We start from the raw sequence: 22,412 nt of genomic DNA on the forward strand, positions 1-22,412 counted from the left end.
GTATCACACCTGCTCACGGCGGCAAGCCCGTCGTCGGGCGCTGAAGCGAGGTGAGTGCATGACCACGGCCACGCCCGGGTCGTCCGGGGGAGCCCGGCGCGCCGGGCCGCGTCGTGCCGAGCTGGCCATGGACCGCAAGTTCCGCACCGCTGGGGGCCCTGCGACGGGCGACAACCCGTGGAACGCGCTCTGGGCGATGATGATCGGCTTCTTCATGATCATGGTCGACTCGACCATCGTCGCGATCGCCAATCCGACGATCATGGCCGACTTGCATATCGGCTACGACGCCGTGGTCTGGGTGACCAGCGCCTACCTGCTCGGCTATGCGGTGGTGTTGCTGGTGGCCGGCCGGCTTGGCGACCGGTACGGCCCGAAGAACCTCTACTTGATCGGCCTGGTGGTGTTCACCGTCGCGTCGGTGTGGTGTGGGCTGTCCGGTAGCGCCGGCATGCTGATCGCCGCGCGGGTCGTGCAGGGGATCGGCGCCGGGGTGCTCACCCCGCAGACCTTGTCGACGATCACCCGGATCTTCCCGCCGCAGCGGCGCGGGGTGGCGGTCAGCGTGTGGGGCGCTACCGCCGGCGTCGCCAGCCTGGTGGGTCCGTTGGCCGGTGGCGTGCTGGTGGATGGGCTGGGTTGGGAGTGGATCTTCTTCGTCAATGTTCCGATCGGCATCATCGGGTTGGTGTTGGCGGTGTGGCTGGTTCCGGTGCTGCCCACCCAGTCGCACCGGTTCGATCTGGTCGGCGTCGGACTGTCCGGGGTGGGCGTGCTCCTGATCGTGTTCGGTCTACAACAGGGCCAGGCCGCCGGATGGCAGCCGTGGATCTGGGCCACCATCGTCGCGGGAGCGGGATGCGTTTCGGCGTTCGTCTACTGGCAGGCGGTGAACACCCGGGAGCCGCTGATCCCGCTGGACGTGTTCGCCGACCGGGACTTCAGCCTGTGCAACGTCGGGGTGGCCATCACCTCGTTCGCCTCGACGGCGATGATGCTGCCGCTCACCTTCTATACGCAGACGGTGTGTGGGCTGTCGCCGACGCGTTCGGCCCTGCTGATCGCCCCGATGGCGATCGCCAACGGGGTGCTCGCGCCGTTCGTCGGCAGAATCGTCGACCGATACCACCCGCGGCCCGTGCTCGGCTTCGGCTTTTCGGTGCTGGCGATCGCGCTGACGTGGCTTTCGTTCGAGATGGCCCCGGACACGCCGATCTGGCGGCTGGTGTTGCCGTTCACCGCGATTGGTGTCGGGATGGCGTTTGTGTGGTCTCCGCTGACGGCCACCGCGACCCGCAACCTGCCGCCGCATCTGGCCGGCACTGGCTCTGCCGTCTTCAACTCGGTCCGCCAGCTCGGGGCGGTGCTCGGCAGCGCCGCCATGGCGGCGTTCATGACGTGGCGGATCGGCGCCGAGATGCCGCCCAACGCGTCCGGTCAAGACGCGGGGGATGGCGCTATTCCCTTGCAACTGCCCGAGTTCGTGCGCGAGCCGTTCTCGGCAGCGATGTCGCAATCGGTGCTTTTGCCCGCGTTCATCACGTTGTTCGGGATCGTCGCCGCCCTGTTCCTGGTCGGCTTCGCGCCCTCGGTGCTGGCCCGCGCGGGCATCGGTGGCGCGCCGTCCGGACACCACGACGTTGGCACTGACGACGACGATGACGACGACGACTATGTCGAAGTCATACTGCGTCGTGGGCCGGACCGCGCGCCAGGGCCCGGCGCAGCGGTCGCACCGGCAAAGATGCGGCACCGCGTGCTCGACGACGCACGGCCGCGACCCGAACCGATTGGATTCGCCCACAACGACTCTCGCGCCGACCGTGAAAAGCACTTTGGTCCTCTCGCTGAGCTTCCGCCAGGCCGGTTAGGGAGACCCGCACGCAACGATCGCCGCGCGCCTACGCCGGGATGGCGCGGACCCGATCCGGACGACGACCCCACCGGCCGCGGTCGGCACTCCTCGGACAGGTAGGCCTGGCCGGCCGACGGGGCAATCTCAGCCAGTCGCCGTCAGCGCCAAAAAGCCGCCTAACTCCAGCAGGCCGGCGGGCGTGGTGGGCAGGTACTCAGTCAGCAACTCCGAGCGCACGATCACCGCCGCGTATTGCGCCCGGCTGACTGCCACATTGAGTCGATTCCTGTTGAGCAGGAAGGAGATTCCGCGTGGCACTTCATCTACTGACGACGCTGTCATCGAGATGAAGACCACCGGCGCCTGGCCGCCCTGGAACTTGTCGACGGTTCCGACCCGGACTGCGCCCAGATCCGCAGACGTCAGCCGCTGACGCACCAACGACACCTGAGCGTTGTACGGCGCCAACACCAGCACGTCCGAGGCGGCCAACGGCCTGGTGCCGTGCTCGTCGGTCCAGGATGACCCGAGCAGCCGCCGGATCTCGGCGAGGATCGTGTCGGCTTCCTCCGAGCTTTCAATCGAGTTGCCTTGGTGGCGAACCGAAAGCACCCGCACGCCGGGCTGATAGCCGTCGAGGCGGCGCGCGGCGGTGCGCTCGGTGACCGAATGCAGCCTGCCTTCGTAGGACAGCTCGGAGACCGCGGCGCAGACCGCCGGATGCATCCGGTAGGAGCGGTCCAGGAAGTAGCCGCGCTCATCGGGCAATGTGCGCTGACCGTCGACCAGCCAATCGAGGGCAGATGTGTCGACAGGTTCGGGATGAGTGCCCTGAGTGACCTGCGGCAGCTGCTGCGGGTCCCCAAGCAGCAGGAGGTTCCCGGCCGCCGGTGCCACGGCGATCGTGTTGGCCAGGCAGAACTGGCCGGCCTCGTCGATGACCAGCAGATCCAGGCTGTTCGGCAGCACCCGATTGGCGTTGGCGAAATCCCAAGCCGTACCACCGATCACGCATCCAACGGTGGCCGAGATGAATGCCGCGTAGTCGCCGCCGTCGATCTCCTGCCAGCGTGGAGCGTGGTGGTCGTACTTCTTCTTCGCTACCCGGCCCGGTTCCAGCCCGGCATCGATCACGGCATCGAGCAGGTTTTCCACGGTCGCGTGCGATTGCGCCACCACGCCGACGCGCCAGCCGTGTTCGGTGACCAAGCGGGTGATCACTTGGGCAGCGGTGTATGTCTTCCCGGTCCCGGGCGGCCCATGCACCGCCAGATAGGACAAATCGAGATCCAGGGCCGCTGCGGTGATGTCGGCGATGGTCTCGGTACTACGCGGTAGCGCAGCACCGCTGCGGGTACGGGGCGGGCGGCGCAGCAGGACATCGATCATCGCGGTGCGGGGGAGTTGTGGCAGCCCGGCGGCCACGGCGACCGCGGTCGATTCGATCGACTCGCGCAGCGCTGTCGTGGGCACGGGTGGCCCGGGCGTCAGCGCAAAGGGTAGCTGGTGAAATGCGTTGCCGTCACTGCCGACTCGTTCAAGGATGACGACTTCGGTGGGCACTGCCGGGTCGTCGACTTCGACAACCTTGGCCCGCCCGGCCGCGCGCCGGTCGGGGTTGTCGCTCATGCTGGGCGGAGCCGGCGCCTCGTAGAGCGCGAACACATCCGTCATCAGGTCGCCGCGGGACAGTCCGCCGCGCAGCGTCACCCGCCGTTGCGGCTTGCGTGCGCGGGGAGGCATATGCCAGTCGACGCTGAGCGACGCGTCGTCGGAAACGAACACATCGGTGTTATCCGCCCATTCGTCAACCGGAAAGTTCAGCCGGTCGAAATGCGCCCACCAGAACGGTTTGTCCTCACGCCGGTGGTAGCCGCGAGCCGCGCCCACCAGCGCGACGCCAATCTGCTCCGGCGTGCGGTCGCCGACGGCGGCATCGCCGGCGAAGGCCGACAGGGTCGCCGCCAGCTCGTCATGGTCGTCGACGGTGTCGCCGCCGGGAACCGGTTGGGCGCCAACCGGTGTGACGCCGGCTTCCCAGGCGCGCACCAGCAACCAATTGCGCAGTTCCTGAGTCGAGCGGCAGTCGTAGTGGTTGTAGTCCTCGATCTCCTTGAGCACGGTTTCGGCTTCGCCGACACGACCGGCGTCTCCCAGTTCGCAGTACTTGGCGTAGGAGGTGATCGAATCGGTGGCCGTGGTGACGTCACCGGAGCGCAGCTGCGTCCCCATATACAGCGGCTCGAGCGCCTTGAGGCTGAACGACTCTGCGCCCACCCGAATGCTCTTGCGCACCAACGGGTACAGGTCAACCAGTGTCCCGCTACGCAACAGCTCGTCGACCTGGTCCTCGCCGACGCCGTAACGTCCGGCAAGTCGCAACAACGCGGTCTTCTCGTACGGCGCGTAATGGTAGATGTGCATGTTGGGGCGACGCTTGCGACGCTTGGCCACCATCGCCAGAAAATCGACGAGCGCCTTGCGTTCGGCCACCCGGTTATGCGCCCACAGCGGCTGAAATTTCCCTGCCGCGTCCAAGACGCCGAACAGGTATTCCAGGCCCCAGTCGTGGCCATCGGCGGTCCATAGCGGATCGCCTTCGAAGTCGAAGAACAGATCGCCGGGGTCGGGCTCTGGCAGCAGCGTCAGCGGCTGCGGATCGACGATCTGAAACTGCGGAACGCCGGTATCACGTTGCTGTACTTGTAGTTTAGCCTGAGCGGTCAGCTTGCCCAACGCGCTGGGCGCCAGGTCGGGCACCGGCCCGCAATGTTGCGCCAGGTCGGCGACCGTGGCGATCCCGGCGTCAATGAGCTTGTCCCGCTGGCTGACTCGCAGACCTGCGACCAGCAGCAGATCATCGGCGGCCTGCACCTGCTCGATACACAGCGGACAACGAAAACATGCCCGCACACCCTCGTCTTCCCAGCGCACCGCGGTGCCCGCGGCGTAATGGCCGTCGAGCAGCCGCTGCAACTGCGCGCGCTGGGCTCGGTAGACGGGGATCAGATCGCAGACGCGATACCGCACGACCGATCCGTCGCCCAATCTGAGCTCGGCCTCGTCCGCGACGGACACGTCCATGGCGGCGAGAGCGTCGGCGTAGGCCGCCAGCTGCAATAACGCGGTGACCTTGGGGGAGCGGGCCAGCTTGGTGTCGACGAGCCGGTACTGCTCGCCGTCGGCAACCAGGAAGTCGGCGAACCCTACGAAGCGGCCATCGAACATCGCGGCCTGGTACACCACCGGGGCGCGGTTGGCGATGGCGCGCCGGGTTGCCTGCGCGGCGGCGGCCAGCCCGGCGAGGGTGTATGCGGGACGGCCGATGACCGCGACGCCATCCGCGAACTCCTCGCGTAGACGGTCGAGTTCGCGTTGCTCATGGTCGTCACCGAGGGTGGCGGTGCGCGCCAGCAGTTCGTCGACGACGCTGACGGCGGGGGCCCGGCCCAGCTTTGCGTCGAAATCGCGGAGCAGCGCGTACTCGCACCGGGCCGCGGCGGCCAGGTCCGATGCGCTGTAGACGATGCTGTCGCCGGTGACGAACACAGCAGCCACTGTAGGTGAGGAGGCCGACAGCGAGACGGTTCTGCGAGGGTGTGCCGGCTCAGCGACCGGCGCCGTTACCGATCAGCTCGACGCTGTTGCCGTTCCAGCGGAATCGCACGTCGGTGTTCAAGCCGTTGATACCGCTGGGATACGTCAGCGCCACCGTGTCGCCGGTGGTTTGTGCGGCGTCGATGCCGTTGAAGCCATAGGTGTCCGGCACTCCCTGCGGGATGAACTGCCCGAGATGAAACAACACCGCGCGGGTGGTCGGATTGACCGCGTTGGTGTTGGCCTTAATGATCACCGCCGAAAGCTGGGCGCACTGGTTGTAGTTACCGGCCAGCGGTTCCGGGTTCCAGGCCTGCTGGCTGCGCGGATCGCGGGGCAAATCGGAGACCACTTTCGCGATCGTGGGCGAGGCCAGATTGACCGCGCACGGGTCGGCCGGCGTACTGGGACCGGGCGACGCGCCGTCGGCCGGCACGGGCGTGGCGGGGGCGGTGATCGACGCGGTCGGCGGCGTCGTGGCTTGGGGTGTCTTGGCGACCGTCGAATCTCCCGAACCACAGCCGGTCAGCGTCACAGCGACCAGGACGCCGACGGTCAGTGGCTCGGCACGGCGGGGTAGCGACCACACATCGCGCAACCGTACCGGCATCAGGCTGGCCGGCGCGACAGACCCGCCACGCCCAGCTGCGCTGCGCTCGCGATCGCCACTGGGTCCGATGGTGGTGACCCGCCACGCCCAGCTGCGCTGCGCTCGCGATCGCCACTGGGTCCGATGGTGGTGACCCGCCACGCCCAGCTGCGCTGCGCTCGCGATCGCCACTGGGTCCGATGGTGGTGACCCGCCACGCCCAGCTGCGCTGCGCTCGCGATCGCCACTGGGTCCGATGGTGGTGACCCGCCACGCCCAGCTGCGCTGCGCTCGCGATCGCCACTGGGTCCGATGGTGGTGACCCGCCACGCCCAGCTGCGCTGCGCTCGCGATCGCCACTGGGTCCGATGGTGGTGACCCGCCACGCCCAGCTGCGCTGCGCTCGCGATCGCCACTAAACTCAATGCACGATGACCCTCCCGGATAGCTCGCCCGCGGCTCCCTCTGCGACCTTTGCCGACCTGCAGATTCCTCCTCCCGTCATGCGGGCGATCGCCGACGTCGGCTACGAGTCGCCGACCGCGATTCAGGCGGCGACGATTCCGGCGCTGATGGCGGGTTCCGACGTGGTGGGACTGGCGCAAACCGGCACCGGAAAGACGGCAGCGTTCGCGATCCCGATCCTGTCCAAGATCGACGTCACCAATAAGGCGACTCAGGCCCTGGTGCTGGCGCCCACCCGCGAGCTGGCCTTGCAGGTCGCCGAGGCGTTCAGTCGCTACGGCGCCCATCTGCCCCAGATCAACGTGCTGCCGATCTACGGCGGCGCGTCCTACACCGTCCAACTTGCCGGCCTGAGGCGCGGCGCCCAGGTGGTCGTCGGCACCCCGGGCCGGGTCATCGACCACCTGGAACGCGGCACGCTGGACCTCTCGCACGTGGACTACCTGGTGCTCGACGAGGCCGACGAGATGCTGACCATGGGGTTCGCCGAAGAGGTCGACCGCATCCTGTCCGAAACCCCGGAGTTCAAACAGGTGGCCCTGTTTTCGGCGACCATGCCGCCGGCCATCCGCAAGATCACCACCAAGTACCTGCACGATCCGCTCGAAGTCACGACCAAATCGAAAACCACCACCGCGGAAAACATTTCGCAGCGCTACATTCAGGTGGCCGGTCCGCGCAAGATGGATGCGCTGACCAGGGTCCTCGAAGTCGAGCCGTTCGAGGCGATGATCGTCTTCGTGCGCACCAAGCAGGCGACCGAGGAGGTCGCCGAAAAGCTGCGTGCCCGAGGGTTTTCCGCGGCCGCCATCAACGGCGACATCGCGCAGGCGCAGCGCGAGCGGACCATAGCCTCGCTCAAGAATGGAAAAATCGACATCTTGGTGGCCACCGATGTGGCGGCGCGCGGGCTGGACGTCGAGCGCATCTCGCATGTGCTCAACTACGACATCCCGCATGACACTGAGTCTTACGTGCACCGGATCGGACGCACCGGCAGGGCCGGGCGTTCGGGAAACGCGCTGCTGTTCGTCTCCCCGCGGGAGCGCCACATGCTCAAGGCCATCGAAAAAGCGACCCGGCAAACGTTGACCGAAGTTGAATTGCCCAGCGTCGAGGACGTCAACGCACAACGGGTAGCGAAATTCGCCGATTCCATCACCGACACGCTCGGCGGTTCAGGAATCGAGCTGTTCCGCAGGCTAGTTGAGGACTACGAACGCGAGCACGACGTCCCGATGGCTGACATCGCCGCGGCGCTGGCCTTGCAGTCCCGCGATGGCGAGGCGTTCCTGATGTCGCCCGAACCGCCGCAACGACGTGAGCGGCCCGAGCGCAACACCGAACGTCGGGATCACACAGACAAGCCAAGGCAGACAAGAGATTTCGCCACGTACCGGATCTCCGTGGGTAAACGGCACAAGATCGGCCCGGGCGCGATCGTCGGCGCTATCGCCAACGAAGGGGGCCTGCACCGTAGCGATTTCGGCCACATCTCGATCGGGCCGGACTTTTCACTGGTGGAGCTTCCGCCCAAACTCCCGCACGCGACATTGAAAAAGCTTGAGCGCACCCGCATCTCGGGCGTACTGATCGAACTCCGACTGGAGCGGTCAGCCGGGAAGTCGTCTGAAAAGACGCGTCGCGAAGGTGGAAAACCGTACAGAAAACACACCGAATGACCCTGTCCGAGGACACCGACGCACAAGGCGGACTCGAGCAGGTCTCGCGCGTCGACCGGGTCGCTTCCCTGACCGGTATCCGCGCGGTCGCGGCGATCCTGGTTGTCGGTACCCACGCGGCCTACACCACCGGTAAGTACACGCACGGTTATTGGGGCCTGGTCGGTGCCCGGATGGAGATCGGCGTGCCGATCTTCTTCGTCCTGTCGGGTTTTCTGCTGTTCCGCCCCTGGGTGAAGTCGGCGGTTCGCGACGGCCCGCCCCCCTCGGTGAGTCGCTATGCGCGGCACCGGGTTCGGCGCATCATGCCTGCCTACGTCATCACCGTGCTGTTCGCCTATGTGCTGTACCACTTTCGCGAAGCCGGACCGAACCCCGGGCATTCCTGGCACGGACTGCTCCGCAACCTCACGTTGACGCAGATCTACACCGACGGCTACCTCGGCAAGTACCTGCACCAGGGCCTGACCCAGATGTGGAGCCTCGCGGTCGAGGCGTCCTTCTACCTCATCCTGCCGGGTTTGGCCTATCTGCTGCTGGTGGTGCTCTGTCGGCGGCGCTGGCAGCCGCGGTTGTTGGTAGGTACGGTGCTGGCGCTGAGTTTGATCAGCCCGGCATGGGTGGTCCTGGTGCGCATCGATCACTGGTTTCCCGACGGCGCTCGGCTGTGGCTGCCGACCTACCTGGCCTGGTTTCTAGGCGGCATGTTGCTGGCGGTGCTGCAGGCAATGGGGGTGCGCTGGTACGCGTTCGCTGCCGTCCCGCTGGCGGTCATCTGCTATTTCATCGTCGCCACCCCGATCGGGGGTGCACCCACGACATCGCCGGCAGCGATGACCGAAGCACTCGTCAAGACGATGTTCTACGCAGTGATCGCCACCCTGGCCGTGGCTCCGCTGGCCTTGGGGGACGAGCAGAGTTGGTACGGGCAGCTGCTGGCCAGCCGGCCGATGGTGTGGCTCGGAGAGATCTCCTACGAAATCTTCCTGATCCACCTGGTGACGATGGAATTCGCGATGGTGTACGTGGTGCGGGCCCACGTCTACACGGGTTCGATGCTGTACCTGTTCATCGTGACGCTGGTGGTGACGATCCCGCTGGCCTGGCTCTTGCACCGCTTCACGCGCGTTTCCAGCTGAGTGACATTCGCCTTTAGGTAGGTTACCCTAACCTAACTCGATGCACGGGTAGGGGAGGGCGTCATTCCGATGAGCGAACACAAGGCATCCCGCGGCTGGACGGGCACGGTGCTCAAGCTGATGGGCGCCGGGGACTACCGGCTCACGGTCACCGACCGGCATGAGATCGGCCCGCACTATCTGCGGCTGAGCTTCGACGCCGGCGGGATGCTCGCGGATCAGGCGGTGCACCCGACGATGTGGATCCGGATGTGGTTCGTCGACGGCGACCGGCTGCACCAGCGTGGCTATACGCTGGTCGACCCCGACTCGGCCGCCGACACGGTCAGTGTCGAGTTCGCCCTGCACGACGGCATCGCATCGCAATGGGCGCGTGCGGCGCAACCGGGCGACACCATCGAGGCGACCGTGCTGGGCAGCAGGTTCGCCATTCCCGAGCCCGCGCCGGCCGGGTACGTCATCGTCGGAGACTGCGCCTCGCTGCCGGCGATCAACTCGTTGCTCGAGTGGATCGGTGACGCTCCGGCGCAGGTGTTCTTGGAGGCCGACCACGACGACGACAAAGAGCTGCCGGTGGCGCCCGGCGCCGACATCACCTGGGTGGACCGCAAGAACGCCGGTCAGGCCTTGCTGGAGGTGGTGCGGTCGGCGGCCTTTGACGCCGGCGACTACTTCGGCTGGGTGGCCTGCGATAACCGCACCACCCGCGCGGTTGCCAAGGCTTTACGGGAGGACTTCGGTATCCCACGGAAATCCATTAAGGCGCAAGCCTATTGGGTGGCCTGATCCCGGAGAGGGGGATGGCTGCCAGCTAGCGGCGGGCGCTTGCCGGGGCGATGATCGGGACGACAAATTCCTCGATCATCGCCCGCTCCTCGTCAAGGTCGCGGCCCGGGTACGTCAGCAGCGAGACGATCACCCGGACCGCCCAGCGGGCGCGGCGTTCGATGACGGCGGGATCGTCGGCTCCCAGCGAGTGCAGGAACGCCGCCGCCAAGGCCGCGATCACGTCGGACTGTCCGGCCAACTCGCCGCCGACCGGCGGGCGGGTGGTGGCGAACCAGGACGCCAGCGCGGGGCTGTCGCGAACCATCGCCAGCGTGACCAGGATGCTGACGATCAGCCGTTCGTGTGGGTCCTGGATGCTGCCGGTCCGCGCGACGATCTCGCGGCCCAGCCGGTGGGTCTCCCGGTGCACGTACGCGGTTCGTAGCGCCTCCCGGTTTTCGAAGTACCGGTACAGCGTCGCGCGGGAACAGCCTGCGGCCCTGGCGATCTCGTTCATGCCAATCGAATCAGAGTCGCGCGCAGTGTAGAGCTCCTCGGCCGCGTCGAGTATCCGATCCACGGCTGCTTCGTTGCGGCGCGGGGCAAGCCAGTCGTTACCGGGCATCAGGACTTCGCGGTGATCGGTACCGACAGCGGACGCCGCACGTAGCTGCCGCCCGCCCACGCGATCGAATTCTCGTCGACGTCGAAGTCCGGGCAGCGGGCCAGCAGCTCGGTCAGCGCGACCCTGGATTGCATCCGCGCCGCCGCCGCGCCCAGGCAGTGGTGGGCGCCGTGGCTGAAGGTCAGGATGTTGCGCGGGCCGCGGGTCACATCGAGTTCGCCGGCGTCCGGCCCGTATTGGCGTTCGTCGCGGTTGGCCGACCCGTACAGCAGCAGCACTCGGCGATCGGCCGGGATGGTGGTGTCGCCGATCGTCACGTCGCAGGTGGCAGTGCGCGCCAGCCCCTGCACCGGCGAGGTCAGCCGCAACAGTTCCTCGATCGCGTCGGTGATCAGTTCGGGCTTGTCCACCAGTAACTCTCGCTGGTCGGGTCGCTGGTGCAGCAGCGGCATCGAACCGCCGAGCATGCCGGTCACCGTGTCGTTGCCGCCGGTGACCATCGTGAAGGTGAACGCCAGGATCGACAGCGTGCCGGAGATGTCGCCGTCGGCTCCGACGCCGGCGGCGACGAGGTGCGAGATAGTGTCGTCCTCCGGTTCGGTCCGGCGGCGCTCGATCAGCCCGGTGAAGTAGGCCATCATCGATCCGACCGCGTCGCCGACGGTTTCCAGCGCGCCCGCGACACCGCCCTCGGCGGTGTTGGCCGCGACAATAGCCTGGGTCCAGCCGTCAAATTGTGCCCAATCCTCTTCGGGCACACCGAGATAATGCGCGACGACCATCGACGGCAGCGGCTTGAACAGCTCGGTGACGATGTCGCCTCCGCCGTCGGCGCGCAGTTTCTCGATACGCTCGACGACGAACTCACGCACCTTGGGCTCCACCGCCTCGACCTGTCGCGGGGTGAACCCGCGCGACACCAGCTTGCGAAACTCGGTGTGTACCGGGGGGTCCTGCATGACGAACGGTGGGTTATCTTGCAGGCCAATCATTTCCAGGTCGCCATAGTTGACCGTCAGCCCCTGCGCGGAGGAGAACGTCTCGTGGTCTCGGGCCGCCGACCACACGTCGGCGTGCCGGGACAGCACGTAGTAATCCTCCTCGGGATGTTTCGGCGGTACGACGTGGTGCACCGGGTCGTGGTCGCGCAGCGCGCGGTACATCGGCCAGGGATCCCGCCAGGTGTCGGCGTTGGCGAGCTGGAACGTGACCGGTGCGCTGTAAGACATAACCGCGGCCATGTCTCATTCGTACGACAAGTGCATCGATATGTCAACACCCTGCGGCCGCGAGTGTGCGTCCAGGGCGCCCCCAGCGCACAAACCGCGCCGTCAGCGCACACTCAACGCCCAGCGCGCACACTCGGCGCCCAGGGAGGCCCAGCGCTAAATCGCCGCGCCGGGGTTAAGGATCCCCAGCGGGTCCAATGCCTGCTTGATGCGCTGGTTCAGCTGCATCACCTCGGACCCGAGGTAGCCGTCCAGCCATGGCCGCTTCAAGCGACCGACCCCATGCTCACCGGTGATCGTGCCGCCCAATCCGACGGCCAGATCCATGATCTCGCCGAACGCGAGCTGGGCCCGCTGGGTCATCGCGGCATCGGCTGCGTCGTACACGATCAGCGGATGCGTGTTGCCGTCACCGGCGTGCGCGATCACCGAGATCATCAGGTCGTGTTCCGCGGCGATGTGGGCAATCCCGGTCACCAGCTTGCCCAGCGCCGGAAGCGGCACCCCGACGTCTTCGAGCATTAGCGATCCCTTGGCCTCGACCGCTGGGATACAGAACCGGCGCGCGGCGACGAACGCCTCGCCCTCGTCCGGATCGTCGGTGGTGAAAACGTCCGTTGCCTTGTTCTCGGCAAATATCGCCGCGATCAGTTCGGCGTCCTCACCGCTGGCGCGGCCGCGCTCGTCGGAACCGGCGACCAGCATCGCGGCCGCCCCGCGGTCCAGGTCCATCCGCAAGATGTCCTCGACGGCGTTGATCGCCGCCGAATCCATGAACTCCAGCATCGCGGGCCTCAACCGCGCCGAGACCCCGAGCACCGCGTCGACCGCCGATTCCAGCGACGCGAACGTGGCCACCACGACGCTGGACGTGTTTTGGGCGGGCAGTAGCCGCAGCGTCACTTCCGTGACGACGCCCAGCGTGCCTTCGCTGCCGACGAAGAGCTTGGTCAGGCTCAGCCCCGCGACGTCCTTGAGTCGCGGGCCGCCAAGGCGTACCGCGGTCCCGTCGGCCAGCACCACCTGCATGCCCAGCACGTAATCGGTGGTGACGCCGTACTTCACACAGCACAGACCCCCGGCGTTGGTGGCGACATTGCCGCCGATGCTGCAGATTTCGTACGACGACGGATCCGGTGGATACCAGAGGCCGTATCCGGCGACGGCCTTCTTGACCTCGGCGTTGAGCAGGCCGGGCTGGCATACCGCGGTGCGGGTGACGGGGTCGACGGTGATGTCGCGCATCTTTTCCGTGGACAAGACGATCCCGCCGGCCAGCGCCGTCGCCCCGCCGGACAGGCCGGTGCCGGCTCCGCGGGGCACGACCGCCACCCGGTTGGCGGTGGCCCAGCGCAGCACTGTCTGGACGTCTTCGGTGCACCGCGCCCGGACCACGGCCAACGGTGTGCCGGCCGACGGGTCGAAGGCGCGGTCGTGGCGGTAGCCGTCGGTGATGGAGGGGTCGGTGACCACCATCCCATCGGGTAGGTCGGCGATCAGGGCCGCCAGCGTGTCTTCATTGACTGTGGTGCTCACGGGCTGATTTTACGGCTCATTTTCGTCGGCAAACTCCGGTACGCGGTCGAGTTCGCGCAGCGACGGTAGCCCGCACGCGATCAGGCCGACCACGATGATGGGCACCGCCAACGTCAGGAAGGTGGCCCGCAGCCCGGCGGTGTCGGCCAGGGGACCGGCCACCATCAAGCCCAACGGGCCCGCGGCGAAGGTCAGCCCCGTCATCACACCGACCACTCGACCGCGTAGGTGGTGCGGAGCCCGGGTCTGCATCACGTAGTTGTAGATCGGCTGGATCGGCCCGTAGACCAAGCCGGTTACCGCGCACAGCACCAGAATCAACGGCAACGGTGGCAGGAACGCGATGCCGGCCGTCGCGGCACCGAAGGTGAGGGTCGCGGTCAGCACGGCCGTGCGTCGCCGCAGGTATTTCGAGAGTCCGGCATAGCCGAGCGCGCCCACCACGCCACCGACCCCGAGCGCCATCAACGCCCAGCCCAACTGCGCGGGTTGGTGACGGTCGCTGAAGTATTTGGGGAACAGCACGCTTTCCATCGGCAGGTACAGAGCGGTGACGACGAGATCGATCAACCCGAGCGTCCGTAGCACCCGCAGGTTCCAGACAAAGCGCATTCCTTCGACGACCCCCGACACCAACCCGTCGGGCCGGGTCGCGTCGTGTGGCTTGCCGGTTCCCTCGAGCCGCAGCGCACCAATCGCGAGGAAGGACAACCCGAAGAAACCGCCCGTGATCCACATCGTGTTGATGCCGCCAACCGTGGCGATCATCAAACCGCCGATGCCCGGTCCCACGATGTAGGCCAGGTTGAGAATCGCTTCGTAGACGCTGTTGGTGCGGTCCAGCGACCAGCCGGCGCGGGCGGCGGCCTCGGGCAGCATCGACTGGCGCGCTGTTGTGCCGGCCGGGTCGAAAGCGGCCGAGAAGAAGGCCAGCACGGCCAGTTCGGCGACGTTGATCGCGTCCGCACCGGACAACCCGGCGATCAGCGGGACGGCCGCCACCGCCGTGCCGGACAGCGCATCGGAGATCAGCGAAATTCGGCGGCGCCCGAAAAAGTCGACCGCGGTACCGGCGACCAGCGTGGAGAGCACCAGTGGCAGCGTCATGGCCGCGGCCACGATCGACGCGTCGGCGGCGCTGTCTCGGTGCTGCAACGCCAGCCAGGGGAAGGCAACTAACGAAATGCCGGTACCCGCGGTCGCCATCAGCGTGGCGAACAGGATCAGAAGCGCCGGGCCGCGGCTGGAATGTCTCATGGGTATCGCCGGGAGAATTTAACCCCAAAGCCAGCCTGTGAGCCACCAAATTTCGTGGTCACCGTCGGCTGAATGCAGGATGTTCATGTGCTTGTTCACCCGAATACCGGATTGGCATTCGATTCGCCGGTGCAGCCCGGTACCGGGTGGCCCGGCGATCCGGCCACGCCGCAGACTCCCGAGGCCACCGATGCCGCGCAGGTCGCAGCGCTGGCCGGCGAGGCCGGCTCGATTCCGGAACTGGACGCGTTGGTCAGCGTCTGTCGCGCCTGCCCGCGGCTGGTCACCTGGCGCGAGGATGTTGCTGTCGCCAAACGGCGAGCGTTTGCCGACCAACCGTATTGGGGCCGGCCGGTACCGGGCTGGGGATCGCAGCGGCCGCGGCTATTCATCGTCGGGTTGGCGCCAGCAGCGCACGGCGCCAACCGGACCGGACGGATGTTCACCGGCGACCGGTCCGGGGATCAACTCTACGCCGCGCTGTACCGGGCCGGGCTGGTAAACCAACCGATCAGCGTCGACGCCGCGGATGGGTTGCAGACCAAGCAGATTCGGATCTCCGCACCGGTACGCTGCGCGCCTCCGGCCAATGCTCCGACCCCGGCCGAACGTGACACCTGCTGGCCCTGGCTGGAAGCCGAATGGCGGTTGGTCTCCGATCACGTCCGCGTGGTGGTGGCCCTGGGCGGGTTCGGCTGGCAGATCGCGTTGCGACTGCCGGGCGCAGCCGGAATTCGAGGGGTGCCCAAGCCGCGGTTCGGCCATGGCGTCGTGGCCGAGCTGCCGTCGGGTGTGCGTTTGCTGGGTTGCTACCACCCGAGCCAGCAAAACATGTTCACCGGTAGGCTGACCCCGGCAATGCTCGACGACGTCTTCATTGAGGCCAAGAAGCTGGCAGGGATTAAGTGACCGAGGTATTGATTTCCGGGGCCAGTGTCGCCGGTACGACGTTGGCGTATTGGCTTGGGCAGCATGGCTATTCGGTCACGGTCGTGGAGCGGCACCCCGGGCTGCGCCCGGGTGGGCAGGCGATCGATGTGCGGGGTCCGGCGCTGACCGTGCTGGACCGCATGGGGTTGCTGGCCGCCGCCGCGGACCGCAAGACGGGGATTCGCGGCTCTTCCGTCGTCGACAGCGACGGCAACGAGCTGTCTCGGGACACCGAGTCGACGCCCACCGGCGGTCTCATCGACAACCCCGACATCGAGCTGCTGCGTGACGACTTAGTCGAGTTGCTTTACGAGGCAACGCAGCCCGCGACCGAATACCTCTTCGACGACAGCATCGCCGCTGTCCAGAACCGTGGTACCGCCGTCGATGTGACCTTTGAACGCTCGCCAGCCCGCAGCTTCGATCTGGTGATCGGCGCCGACGGTTTGCACTCCAACGTGCGCCGACTGGTTTTCGGCCCTGAGGAGCGATTCATCAAAAGGCTCGGGACGCACGCCGCGATCTTCACCGTGCCCAACTTCCTCGATCTGGACTACTGGCAGATGTGGCACTACGGGGACGCCACGATGGCCGGGGTCTACAGCGCTCGCAACAACACCGAGGCGCGCGCCATGTTGGGCTTCATGGACGCCGAACTGCGGATCGACTACCGCGACACCGAAACCCAATTCGCCGAGGTGGAGGAGCGGATGTCCGGTGACGGCTGGGTGCGACCGCAACTGCTGCAGTTCATGCGCAACGCGCCGGATTTCTACTACGACGAGATGGCGCAGATCCTGATGGATCACTGGTCGATCGGCCGAGTCGCGCTGGTGGGCGACGCCGCGTACTGCTGCTCGCCGTTGTCGGGCCAGGGGACCAGCGTCGCGCTGCTGGGCGCCTACATCCTCGCCGGCGAGCTCAAACGCGCCACCCAGGGCGACTGGGTCGACCACGGGCTCGGCTTCTCCAACTACTTCAAGCGCTTTCACGGATACACCGAGCGCACACAGTTTCTGGCCACCGACAACATTCCCGGTGGTGCGCCCATATCGCAGGAGCAGTTCGAGGCGATCGTGAACTCGATCACGCCGAGCAACTATTAACCGGGAACGAACACTGCCCCGGATGCGTTGAGGGCATCGTGCGTCTTTCCGTTCTCGATCTCGTCCCGGTACGCACCGACCAGTCGACCGGCGATGCGCTGGCGGCCACCGTGCAGCTGGCGCAGACCGCCGACCGTCTGGGCTTTACTCGCTACTGGGTCGCCGAACATCACAACATGCCTTCGGTGGGCGCGACCAGCCCGCCGGTGCTGCTCGCCTATCTGGCCGCGCAGACGTCGCGAGTGCGACTCGGATCCGGCGGCGTCATGCTGCCCAATCATGCGCCGCTGGCCGTTGCCGAACAGTTCGCCCTGCTGGAAGCCGCCGCCCCGGGCCGAATCGACCTGGGCATCGGCCGGGCGCCCGGCTCGGACCCCGTCACGTCATACGCGTTGCGCGGCGCCCGCGATGATCGCGACATCGAGAACTTCCCCGAGTACCTCGACGACGTGGCCGCGCTGATGAGCGCGCGCGGCGTGCTGGTTCCGCTGCGCTCGGGCGAATATCGGCTCAAGGCCACCCCGGCTGCGGCCAGCGAACCGCGACTCTGGCTGCTGGGCTCGTCGATGTACTCGGCGCATTTGGCCGCCGCCAAGGGATTGCCCTACGTGTTCGCACATCACTTCTCCGGCAACGGGACCGAAGAGGCACTCGAGGTCTACCGCTCCCAATTCAAGCCCAGCGCCAACGCGTCGGAGCCGGTCACGTTCTTGACGGTGAATGCGGCGGTAGCCGAAACACGGGATGAGGCAACGGCATTGATGGTGCCTAACCTGCAGATGATGGCGCGGCTGCGGACCGGCCAGCCGCTGGGTCCGGTCCCTCTGGTGGAGGAAGCCCAAGTCGCGGAACTGACGTCGCAGCAACAGCACATCGTGGACAGTGGGCTGCAACGTGCTGTCCTCGGGACTCCGGCGGAGGCCGCCGAACAGTTGCGCGCTCTCGCCGAACAATTCGGCGTCGACGAGGTGATGGTGCACCCGGTCGCATCCGCTCACCGGGGCACCGACCCCGCTACCGCCCCGGCGCGGGTAACAACCCTGGAACTGCTGGCCAAGGAATTGTTCTAGCGCTCAGTCCGACACGCTGGCCTGCTCGGATTGACTCGAATTGAGCTGGGGCGCACGGCTGCTGATCCAGTCCTCGAGGTCACTCGGCGGCACCGGCGGACAGTGCACGAACCCCTGGGTGATGCTGCAGCCGAACCGCTGCAGTGCGCTCAACGTGACCTCGTCTTCAACTCCCTCGGCGACGAGGTCTGCTCCGAGGCTGTCTGCCAACGCCACCGTGGAGCGCACAATGGCGACCGATCGCGCGTCTTGGGCCAGTCGCGCCACGAAAATTCTGTCGAGTTTCAGCTCATCCACCGTGACATCCTGCAGGCGTGCCAGCGACGACCACCCGGTGCCATAGTCGTCGAGCGAGATGCGAACACCGAGGCGCTGCAGTTCGGTCACCGTATCGCGGGACCGCACCGAGTCGACCAGGGCGCTTTCGGTGATCTCGACGATGAGGGCGTCGGCGGGCAAGTCGTGAGTCCGCAGTAGCCATTCGATCGTGCCGACAAGTTCGAGATCGAGCAGGTTCGTCGTCGCCAGGTTCACCGCGACGGTTGAGACGATGCCTTCGTCGCGCCAGGATCTGATCTGCTGGAGCGCGAGCGCGAGCGCTCGATTAGCCACCTTGCGCATCAGCCCGGCGCGTTCGGCGGCGGGTAGGAACTCCTCGGGCTGCAGCAATCCACGGCTGGGGTGGTTCCAACGCAGCAGCGCCTCAACGCTGTGGACACTGCCGTCGCCCGCGTTGATTTTGGGCTGGTAATACACCGTCGGCTCGTCGCCCTCTAATAGCGCGGTGCGCAACTCCTCGATGAGGTTGACGTCGTTTTCGCGAGACACCTCCAACGTCGCTTCATAGAACGCGATCCTGCTTATGGCGGATTTAGCGTGCGGAAGCACCGCCTCCGCGCGACTGAGCAGCTCCTGCGGATGCTCACAATGGTCGGGGCACAACGCAATAGCGACACACGCATCGACTCGCAGAGTGATCGGATCCAACGCGAACGGTTCACGCAGGGCCTCGAGCACAAGGCCCGCTTGGGCGCGTGCGCCGCCGAGGTCCGCCCCCTTGGTCAGCAGGATCGCGAATTCGTCCTCACCCACTCGGGCGAGCAGATCCTCACGTCGCAGGCTGTTCGCAAGTCGATTCGCGATATGGAGCAACAGCTCGTTGCTGAGTTGGCCATCGATCGAGTCGTTGATCTCTTGTAGCCCATAGAGATTCACCAACAGCAGTGCTGTGTGTGATGATGTCCTCGGTATCGACTCGGACCCCGCCAACCCGAAGCCGGACAACGTGGTCAAGGTCGTCGCCAGTGACCGCCGGTTGGGCAGCGTGGTCAATTCGTCGGTCATCGCGTGCTGGTAACTGTCGGCCATCATGCTGACATCACGGAAGGTGAGCGAAAATCGCACGGCGACCGTGATCAGACTCAACCCGGCCAGAGCCGCCGCGAATCGCGAGTTTTGATCCCAGACAGCAACTCCGAGAGCAACGAGTGCCCACGCTACCGGCACGGCGTAGCTGCGAAATCCACGTTTCGGCGCAGTTTTCACCGATGACCTGGGCGCCCAGCTCGCCATTGCCAGCAGTAGCGACGACGCGGGCCAGAAGGCGTCGAGTGTGGTGCCAACCCGGTACGAGTCCGCAGCGGTCTCGAAAAGGTACACGGTGTCCGCGACCGCAAACCCCATCAACCCCGCAGCAAGCAGGGCCCACTGGAATTCGTTGCGCCAGAGAATTGTTGGCAACATTCCTGCAGCCATGGCCAACAAGACCAGATCGCCCCACGGGTAGAGCAGGCCGACCAGAACGGTTTGTGGTGCGCGATCCGCGGCCGCGTGGAGGGGTCCCGCCTGCAGCGCCACGGCCAGCCCGGCCATGGCCAGACCGCATACCAGGGGGTCGAGGCGGATCGGAATCGGTACCGATGCCAGGCGTGCCCGCATCAGCAACAGCAGCCCGAGATAGACGAACGGATAGAAAGCGAGGTACTCCGGGTCGGCGGCCGACGGGGACTGTCCGTCGGGTACCCATCCCTGGTAGACGACGTCACCTATCGCCGAGAACGTCATGCCGACCGCGATCAGAAGCCAGGCCCAACGGTCGGTCGCCACACGGTAAGCGCGCAGGGCAATCAGCGCGGCTGCCAACAGATTCAACGCTGAGTACAACGTTTCGCTGAAAAATGCATCGCGGTTGGCATGTGGACCCAAAACGCTTGTCGCGGTGAAGACGATCACGCCGATCGCCAACAGCGCCAAGGCAATCCGGATTGGCTTCGGCGGCCATCGTACGCCGTCGGGCGAACCCCGCGGTTTGTCATGTGTCGGCGCCGCAATTTTCGTCTTCGTCCGCACAGTGCGTGCCGAGCCAGATCGCCCCGCAGCGGCTGGGTGGACCGACGCAGCTGCCGAAATGGGCGCCCAGCCCGCCAGTCTGTCCGGAAAGGTCGATGCCAACGAGTCGGTCGACCGCGGGAATGTGTAGGAGAACGGAATATCCGGCACAAAGCTGCGGACACATTGGCCGCCTTCGCGTTTGGCGGTATACATGGCCAGGTCGGCGTGCCGGAGGAGCTGATCGACGGTGCATGCCGTGCCGGCGGTGGCCACTGTGAAGCCGATGCTCGGTCGAATCGCGACCGGAACGCCGTCGATCACGATCGGGGCGCTGAACGCCTCGAGGACATCCTGCGCCGCCGCTTGGGATTCTTCGACGGAACTCTCGAGCAGTACCGCGAATTCGTCACCCCCGAGGCGGGCAATGAGGCCGTTTTCGTGTAGCGCAGCGGTGAGCCGTCCGGCGACCCGGATAAGAAGTTCGTCGCCCGCGGGGTGCCCCAACCCGTCGTTGACCGCTTTGAAGTTGTCCAGATCAAGGCACAACACCGCAATCGGCGCGCTGTCGTGACTTCGGCGAGCCACGGCTTCGTCCAATCGATGGAGGAAGTGGGCGCGATTGGGCAGCCCGGTCAGGCTGTCCCGAAATGCTTCCCAGGCCACCTCAGTCAACAACTTCTGATTTTCGACGAGCACCAGGAATTGCCGGGCGAGCACCGCGCCGGCGAGAATCCCGAGCGCGATGAGCATCGGCCCGTGTGCCATCAGGTTGACTGCGTGGCCCAGTCCGACCGCCGCGGCCAGCAGCAACGGTACGTAGGGCAACGTCAGCAGGGCGCGCGATAGCGCCACATTCCGCGCCGCCGCCGTCGCGGTGGGGGGCTCGTTCACGCTGGACACGGCGCCCAGCGCGATCATTCCCAGTCCGACCACTCGGCCCAGGCTGCCGAGATCGGTGACCTGGTAGCTGCCTATCCCGGTATCGAACACCGTCGCGATGTCGGCAACACTGATCGTCGCGGTTCCGCAGGCCACCAGGCTCCTGGAAGGCCGCTCACCGGGCTGGCCCCGCGACAGCATCAAGATCGCCGTCGTCAAGAGCGCGACATCGTTGAAAATCTCAGCGACCGTCGCGAGCTGCGAGCCCCTGCCTTCGCGCAGCTGTTGACCCAGGACGAATACCCAGGAGACCACGAACAGAGACGTGGCCAGGATGAGACCGTCAAGCATCAGTCGCCGTTGGCTGTGCCGATTCAGGTGGGATAACAGCAGCAACGACGCCATGGCTCCGACCGGCCAGACGAGCAGGACGAACTCCGCCGCGGCCGGGTGGGTGGCGTGATCGAGGTCCGGACGCACGTCATAGACCGCCCAGATGACCTCGCCTGCCGCCCAGCCCAGCAGGGCGGCCACCATCGCCAGCCATGCGATTCTGCGGCGGGCGACGGCGAAGCGGGCGGCGTAGCCGGCAGCTGCCGCCGCGAGCAGCAGACATGCCAGCGTCGCACCTTCGTCGACCGGCCGAGTCCCGTCGGCGCCCTTCCATCCCCGGAGCCACGAGAGTGCGACCAGCGCCGTCGCCACCGCGTATGCGCCGACGACGATCCACCCCACCCGAGGCGACAGCCCGAGCCGCTGCCACGGATTTCCCGCCCAGCGATTCATAGCTGCTCCACCCGATCGGCGCGTGGTGAACGCGTCAAGGCTTCACCACTGCTAGGGCAGGATAAACGTCTATTTGTGCAAGTTGGTGCTTTTGTGCGGCTTGGTGCGATTAGGCAGGCGTCAACGCGACGATCGGGATGGGGCGCGACGTCCGGGTCTGGTAGCCGTCGTACCGGTTGCTGTTGTTCTTGTTGACGAGCTCCCACAGCCGCGCATAGTCGGCATCGTCGGGGGTGATGCTGCGTGCGGTGACCGGAAATCGTTTGGGGCCGACGTTGATTTCGCACTCCGGACGCTTGCGCAGGTTGTGATACCACCCGGGGGCTTTATCGCTACCGCCGTAGGACGCCACGATCAGGTACGAGTTGCCGTCCTTGACGTAGGTCAATGTTGAGGAGCGCTGCTGGCCGGTCTTCGCCCCGATCGTGTGCAACAGCAAACTATCCGGCATCCCGGGTACGTGGTGCCCGATCCGCCCGTCGGTTTTCCGGTAGAGCGTGTCGTGGATTTGCAGCAGGGGGGCGAGGAACAGCCGCTCCAGCAGGGTGAGATTGCTCATGCGTCCAGT

Annotated in this window: 15 protein-coding genes; 7 read left to right on the top strand and 8 right to left on the bottom strand. The window is 66.4% G+C overall.

Annotated features, from left to right (window positions below):
• The first annotated feature begins 127 nt into the window (after positions 1-127).
• Positions 128-1,975, top strand: a complete 1,848-nt coding sequence (locus ACTXG5_RS13005; protein WP_445164399.1) for an MFS transporter — start codon at positions 128-130, stop codon at positions 1,973-1,975.
• A gap of 24 nt (positions 1,976-1,999) precedes the next feature.
• Here the strand turns inward: ACTXG5_RS13005 and ACTXG5_RS13010 are convergent, their stop codons facing one another.
• Together ACTXG5_RS13010 and ACTXG5_RS13015 are read right to left on the bottom strand one after the other, a co-directional pair.
• Positions 2,000-5,404: a TM0106 family RecB-like putative nuclease gene (locus ACTXG5_RS13010; protein WP_445164028.1), complete on the bottom strand. Its 3,405-nt coding sequence runs from the start codon at positions 5,402-5,404 to the stop codon at positions 2,000-2,002.
• 58 nt (positions 5,405-5,462) lie between these two features.
• Positions 5,463-6,050 (bottom strand): LppP/LprE family lipoprotein, encoded by a 588-nt coding sequence (locus tag ACTXG5_RS13015; RefSeq protein WP_445164400.1) that lies wholly within the window; start codon positions 6,048-6,050, stop codon positions 5,463-5,465.
• 422 nt (positions 6,051-6,472) lie between these two features.
• Here ACTXG5_RS13015 and ACTXG5_RS13020 point away from each other — a divergent pair, with 422 nt between their 5' ends.
• The 3 genes from ACTXG5_RS13020 (at position 6,473) to ACTXG5_RS13030 (ending at position 10,113) form a co-directional block, all read left to right on the top strand.
• Positions 6,473-8,188: a DEAD/DEAH box helicase gene (locus tag ACTXG5_RS13020; protein ID WP_445164029.1), complete on the top strand. Its 1,716-nt coding sequence runs from the start codon at positions 6,473-6,475 to the stop codon at positions 8,186-8,188.
• Positions 8,185-9,327, top strand: coding sequence for an acyltransferase family protein (locus tag ACTXG5_RS13025; protein ID WP_445164030.1), 1,143 nt, complete (start codon positions 8,185-8,187; stop codon positions 9,325-9,327). The genes ACTXG5_RS13020 and ACTXG5_RS13025 overlap by 4 nt, the downstream gene beginning before the upstream one ends.
• Positions 9,328-9,396: 69 nt before the next feature.
• Positions 9,397-10,113 (top strand): siderophore-interacting protein, encoded by a 717-nt coding sequence (locus ACTXG5_RS13030; protein ID WP_445164031.1) that lies wholly within the window; start codon positions 9,397-9,399, stop codon positions 10,111-10,113.
• Between the two features lie 25 nt (positions 10,114-10,138).
• Here the strand turns inward: ACTXG5_RS13030 and ACTXG5_RS13035 are convergent, their stop codons facing one another.
• The 4 genes from ACTXG5_RS13035 to ACTXG5_RS13050 all read right to left on the bottom strand — a co-directional run bounded on the left by ACTXG5_RS13035 (position 10,139) and on the right by ACTXG5_RS13050 (position 14,742).
• Positions 10,139-10,720 carry a TetR/AcrR family transcriptional regulator gene (locus tag ACTXG5_RS13035; protein WP_445164032.1) on the bottom strand — a complete coding sequence of 194 codons (582 nt, stop codon included), beginning with the start codon at positions 10,718-10,720 and terminating at the stop codon, positions 10,139-10,141.
• Entirely contained in the window at positions 10,720-11,961 is a 1,242-nt protein-coding gene (locus ACTXG5_RS13040; RefSeq protein ID WP_445164033.1) for a cytochrome P450, read from the bottom strand. Before ACTXG5_RS13040 ends, ACTXG5_RS13035 begins: the two co-directional genes overlap by 1 nt.
• Before the next feature lie 144 nt (positions 11,962-12,105).
• Positions 12,106-13,425: an FAD-binding oxidoreductase gene (locus tag ACTXG5_RS13045; protein WP_445164401.1), complete on the bottom strand. Its 1,320-nt coding sequence runs from the start codon at positions 13,423-13,425 to the stop codon at positions 12,106-12,108.
• Between the two features lie 69 nt (positions 13,426-13,494).
• Positions 13,495-14,742, bottom strand: a complete 1,248-nt coding sequence (locus ACTXG5_RS13050) for an MFS transporter (RefSeq protein ID WP_445164034.1) — start codon at positions 14,740-14,742, stop codon at positions 13,495-13,497.
• A 72-nt stretch (positions 14,743-14,814) separates the two neighbouring features.
• On the opposite strand from ACTXG5_RS13050, the gene ACTXG5_RS13055 reads away from it, so the two are divergent.
• The 3 genes from ACTXG5_RS13055 to ACTXG5_RS13065 are packed head-to-tail and all read left to right on the top strand — an operon-like array spanning position 14,815 to position 17,848.
• A complete protein-coding gene (locus ACTXG5_RS13055; RefSeq protein ID WP_445164035.1) occupies positions 14,815-15,651 on the top strand; it encodes a uracil-DNA glycosylase in 837 nt (278 codons plus the stop codon).
• Positions 15,648-16,778, top strand: a complete 1,131-nt coding sequence (locus ACTXG5_RS13060) for an FAD-binding protein (RefSeq protein ID WP_445164036.1) — start codon at positions 15,648-15,650, stop codon at positions 16,776-16,778. The genes ACTXG5_RS13055 and ACTXG5_RS13060 overlap by 4 nt, the downstream gene beginning before the upstream one ends.
• A 38-nt stretch (positions 16,779-16,816) precedes the next feature.
• A complete protein-coding gene (locus ACTXG5_RS13065) occupies positions 16,817-17,848 on the top strand; it encodes an LLM class flavin-dependent oxidoreductase (RefSeq protein ID WP_445164037.1) in 1,032 nt (343 codons plus the stop codon).
• Between the two features lie 3 nt (positions 17,849-17,851).
• Here ACTXG5_RS13065 and ACTXG5_RS13070 read toward each other — a convergent pair whose 3' ends face one another.
• Both ACTXG5_RS13070 and ACTXG5_RS13075 read right to left on the bottom strand, forming a co-directional pair.
• A complete protein-coding gene (locus ACTXG5_RS13070) occupies positions 17,852-21,844 on the bottom strand; it encodes a diguanylate cyclase domain-containing protein (RefSeq protein WP_445164038.1) in 3,993 nt (1,330 codons plus the stop codon).
• A gap of 109 nt (positions 21,845-21,953) precedes the next feature.
• Complete coding sequence (locus tag ACTXG5_RS13075) at positions 21,954-22,403, bottom strand: nitroreductase family deazaflavin-dependent oxidoreductase (RefSeq protein WP_445164039.1); 450 nt, start codon at positions 22,401-22,403, stop codon at positions 21,954-21,956.
• Positions 22,404-22,412: the final 9 nt, after the last annotated feature.

It is taken from the genome of Mycobacterium sp. Dal123C01 (assembly GCF_052566995.1).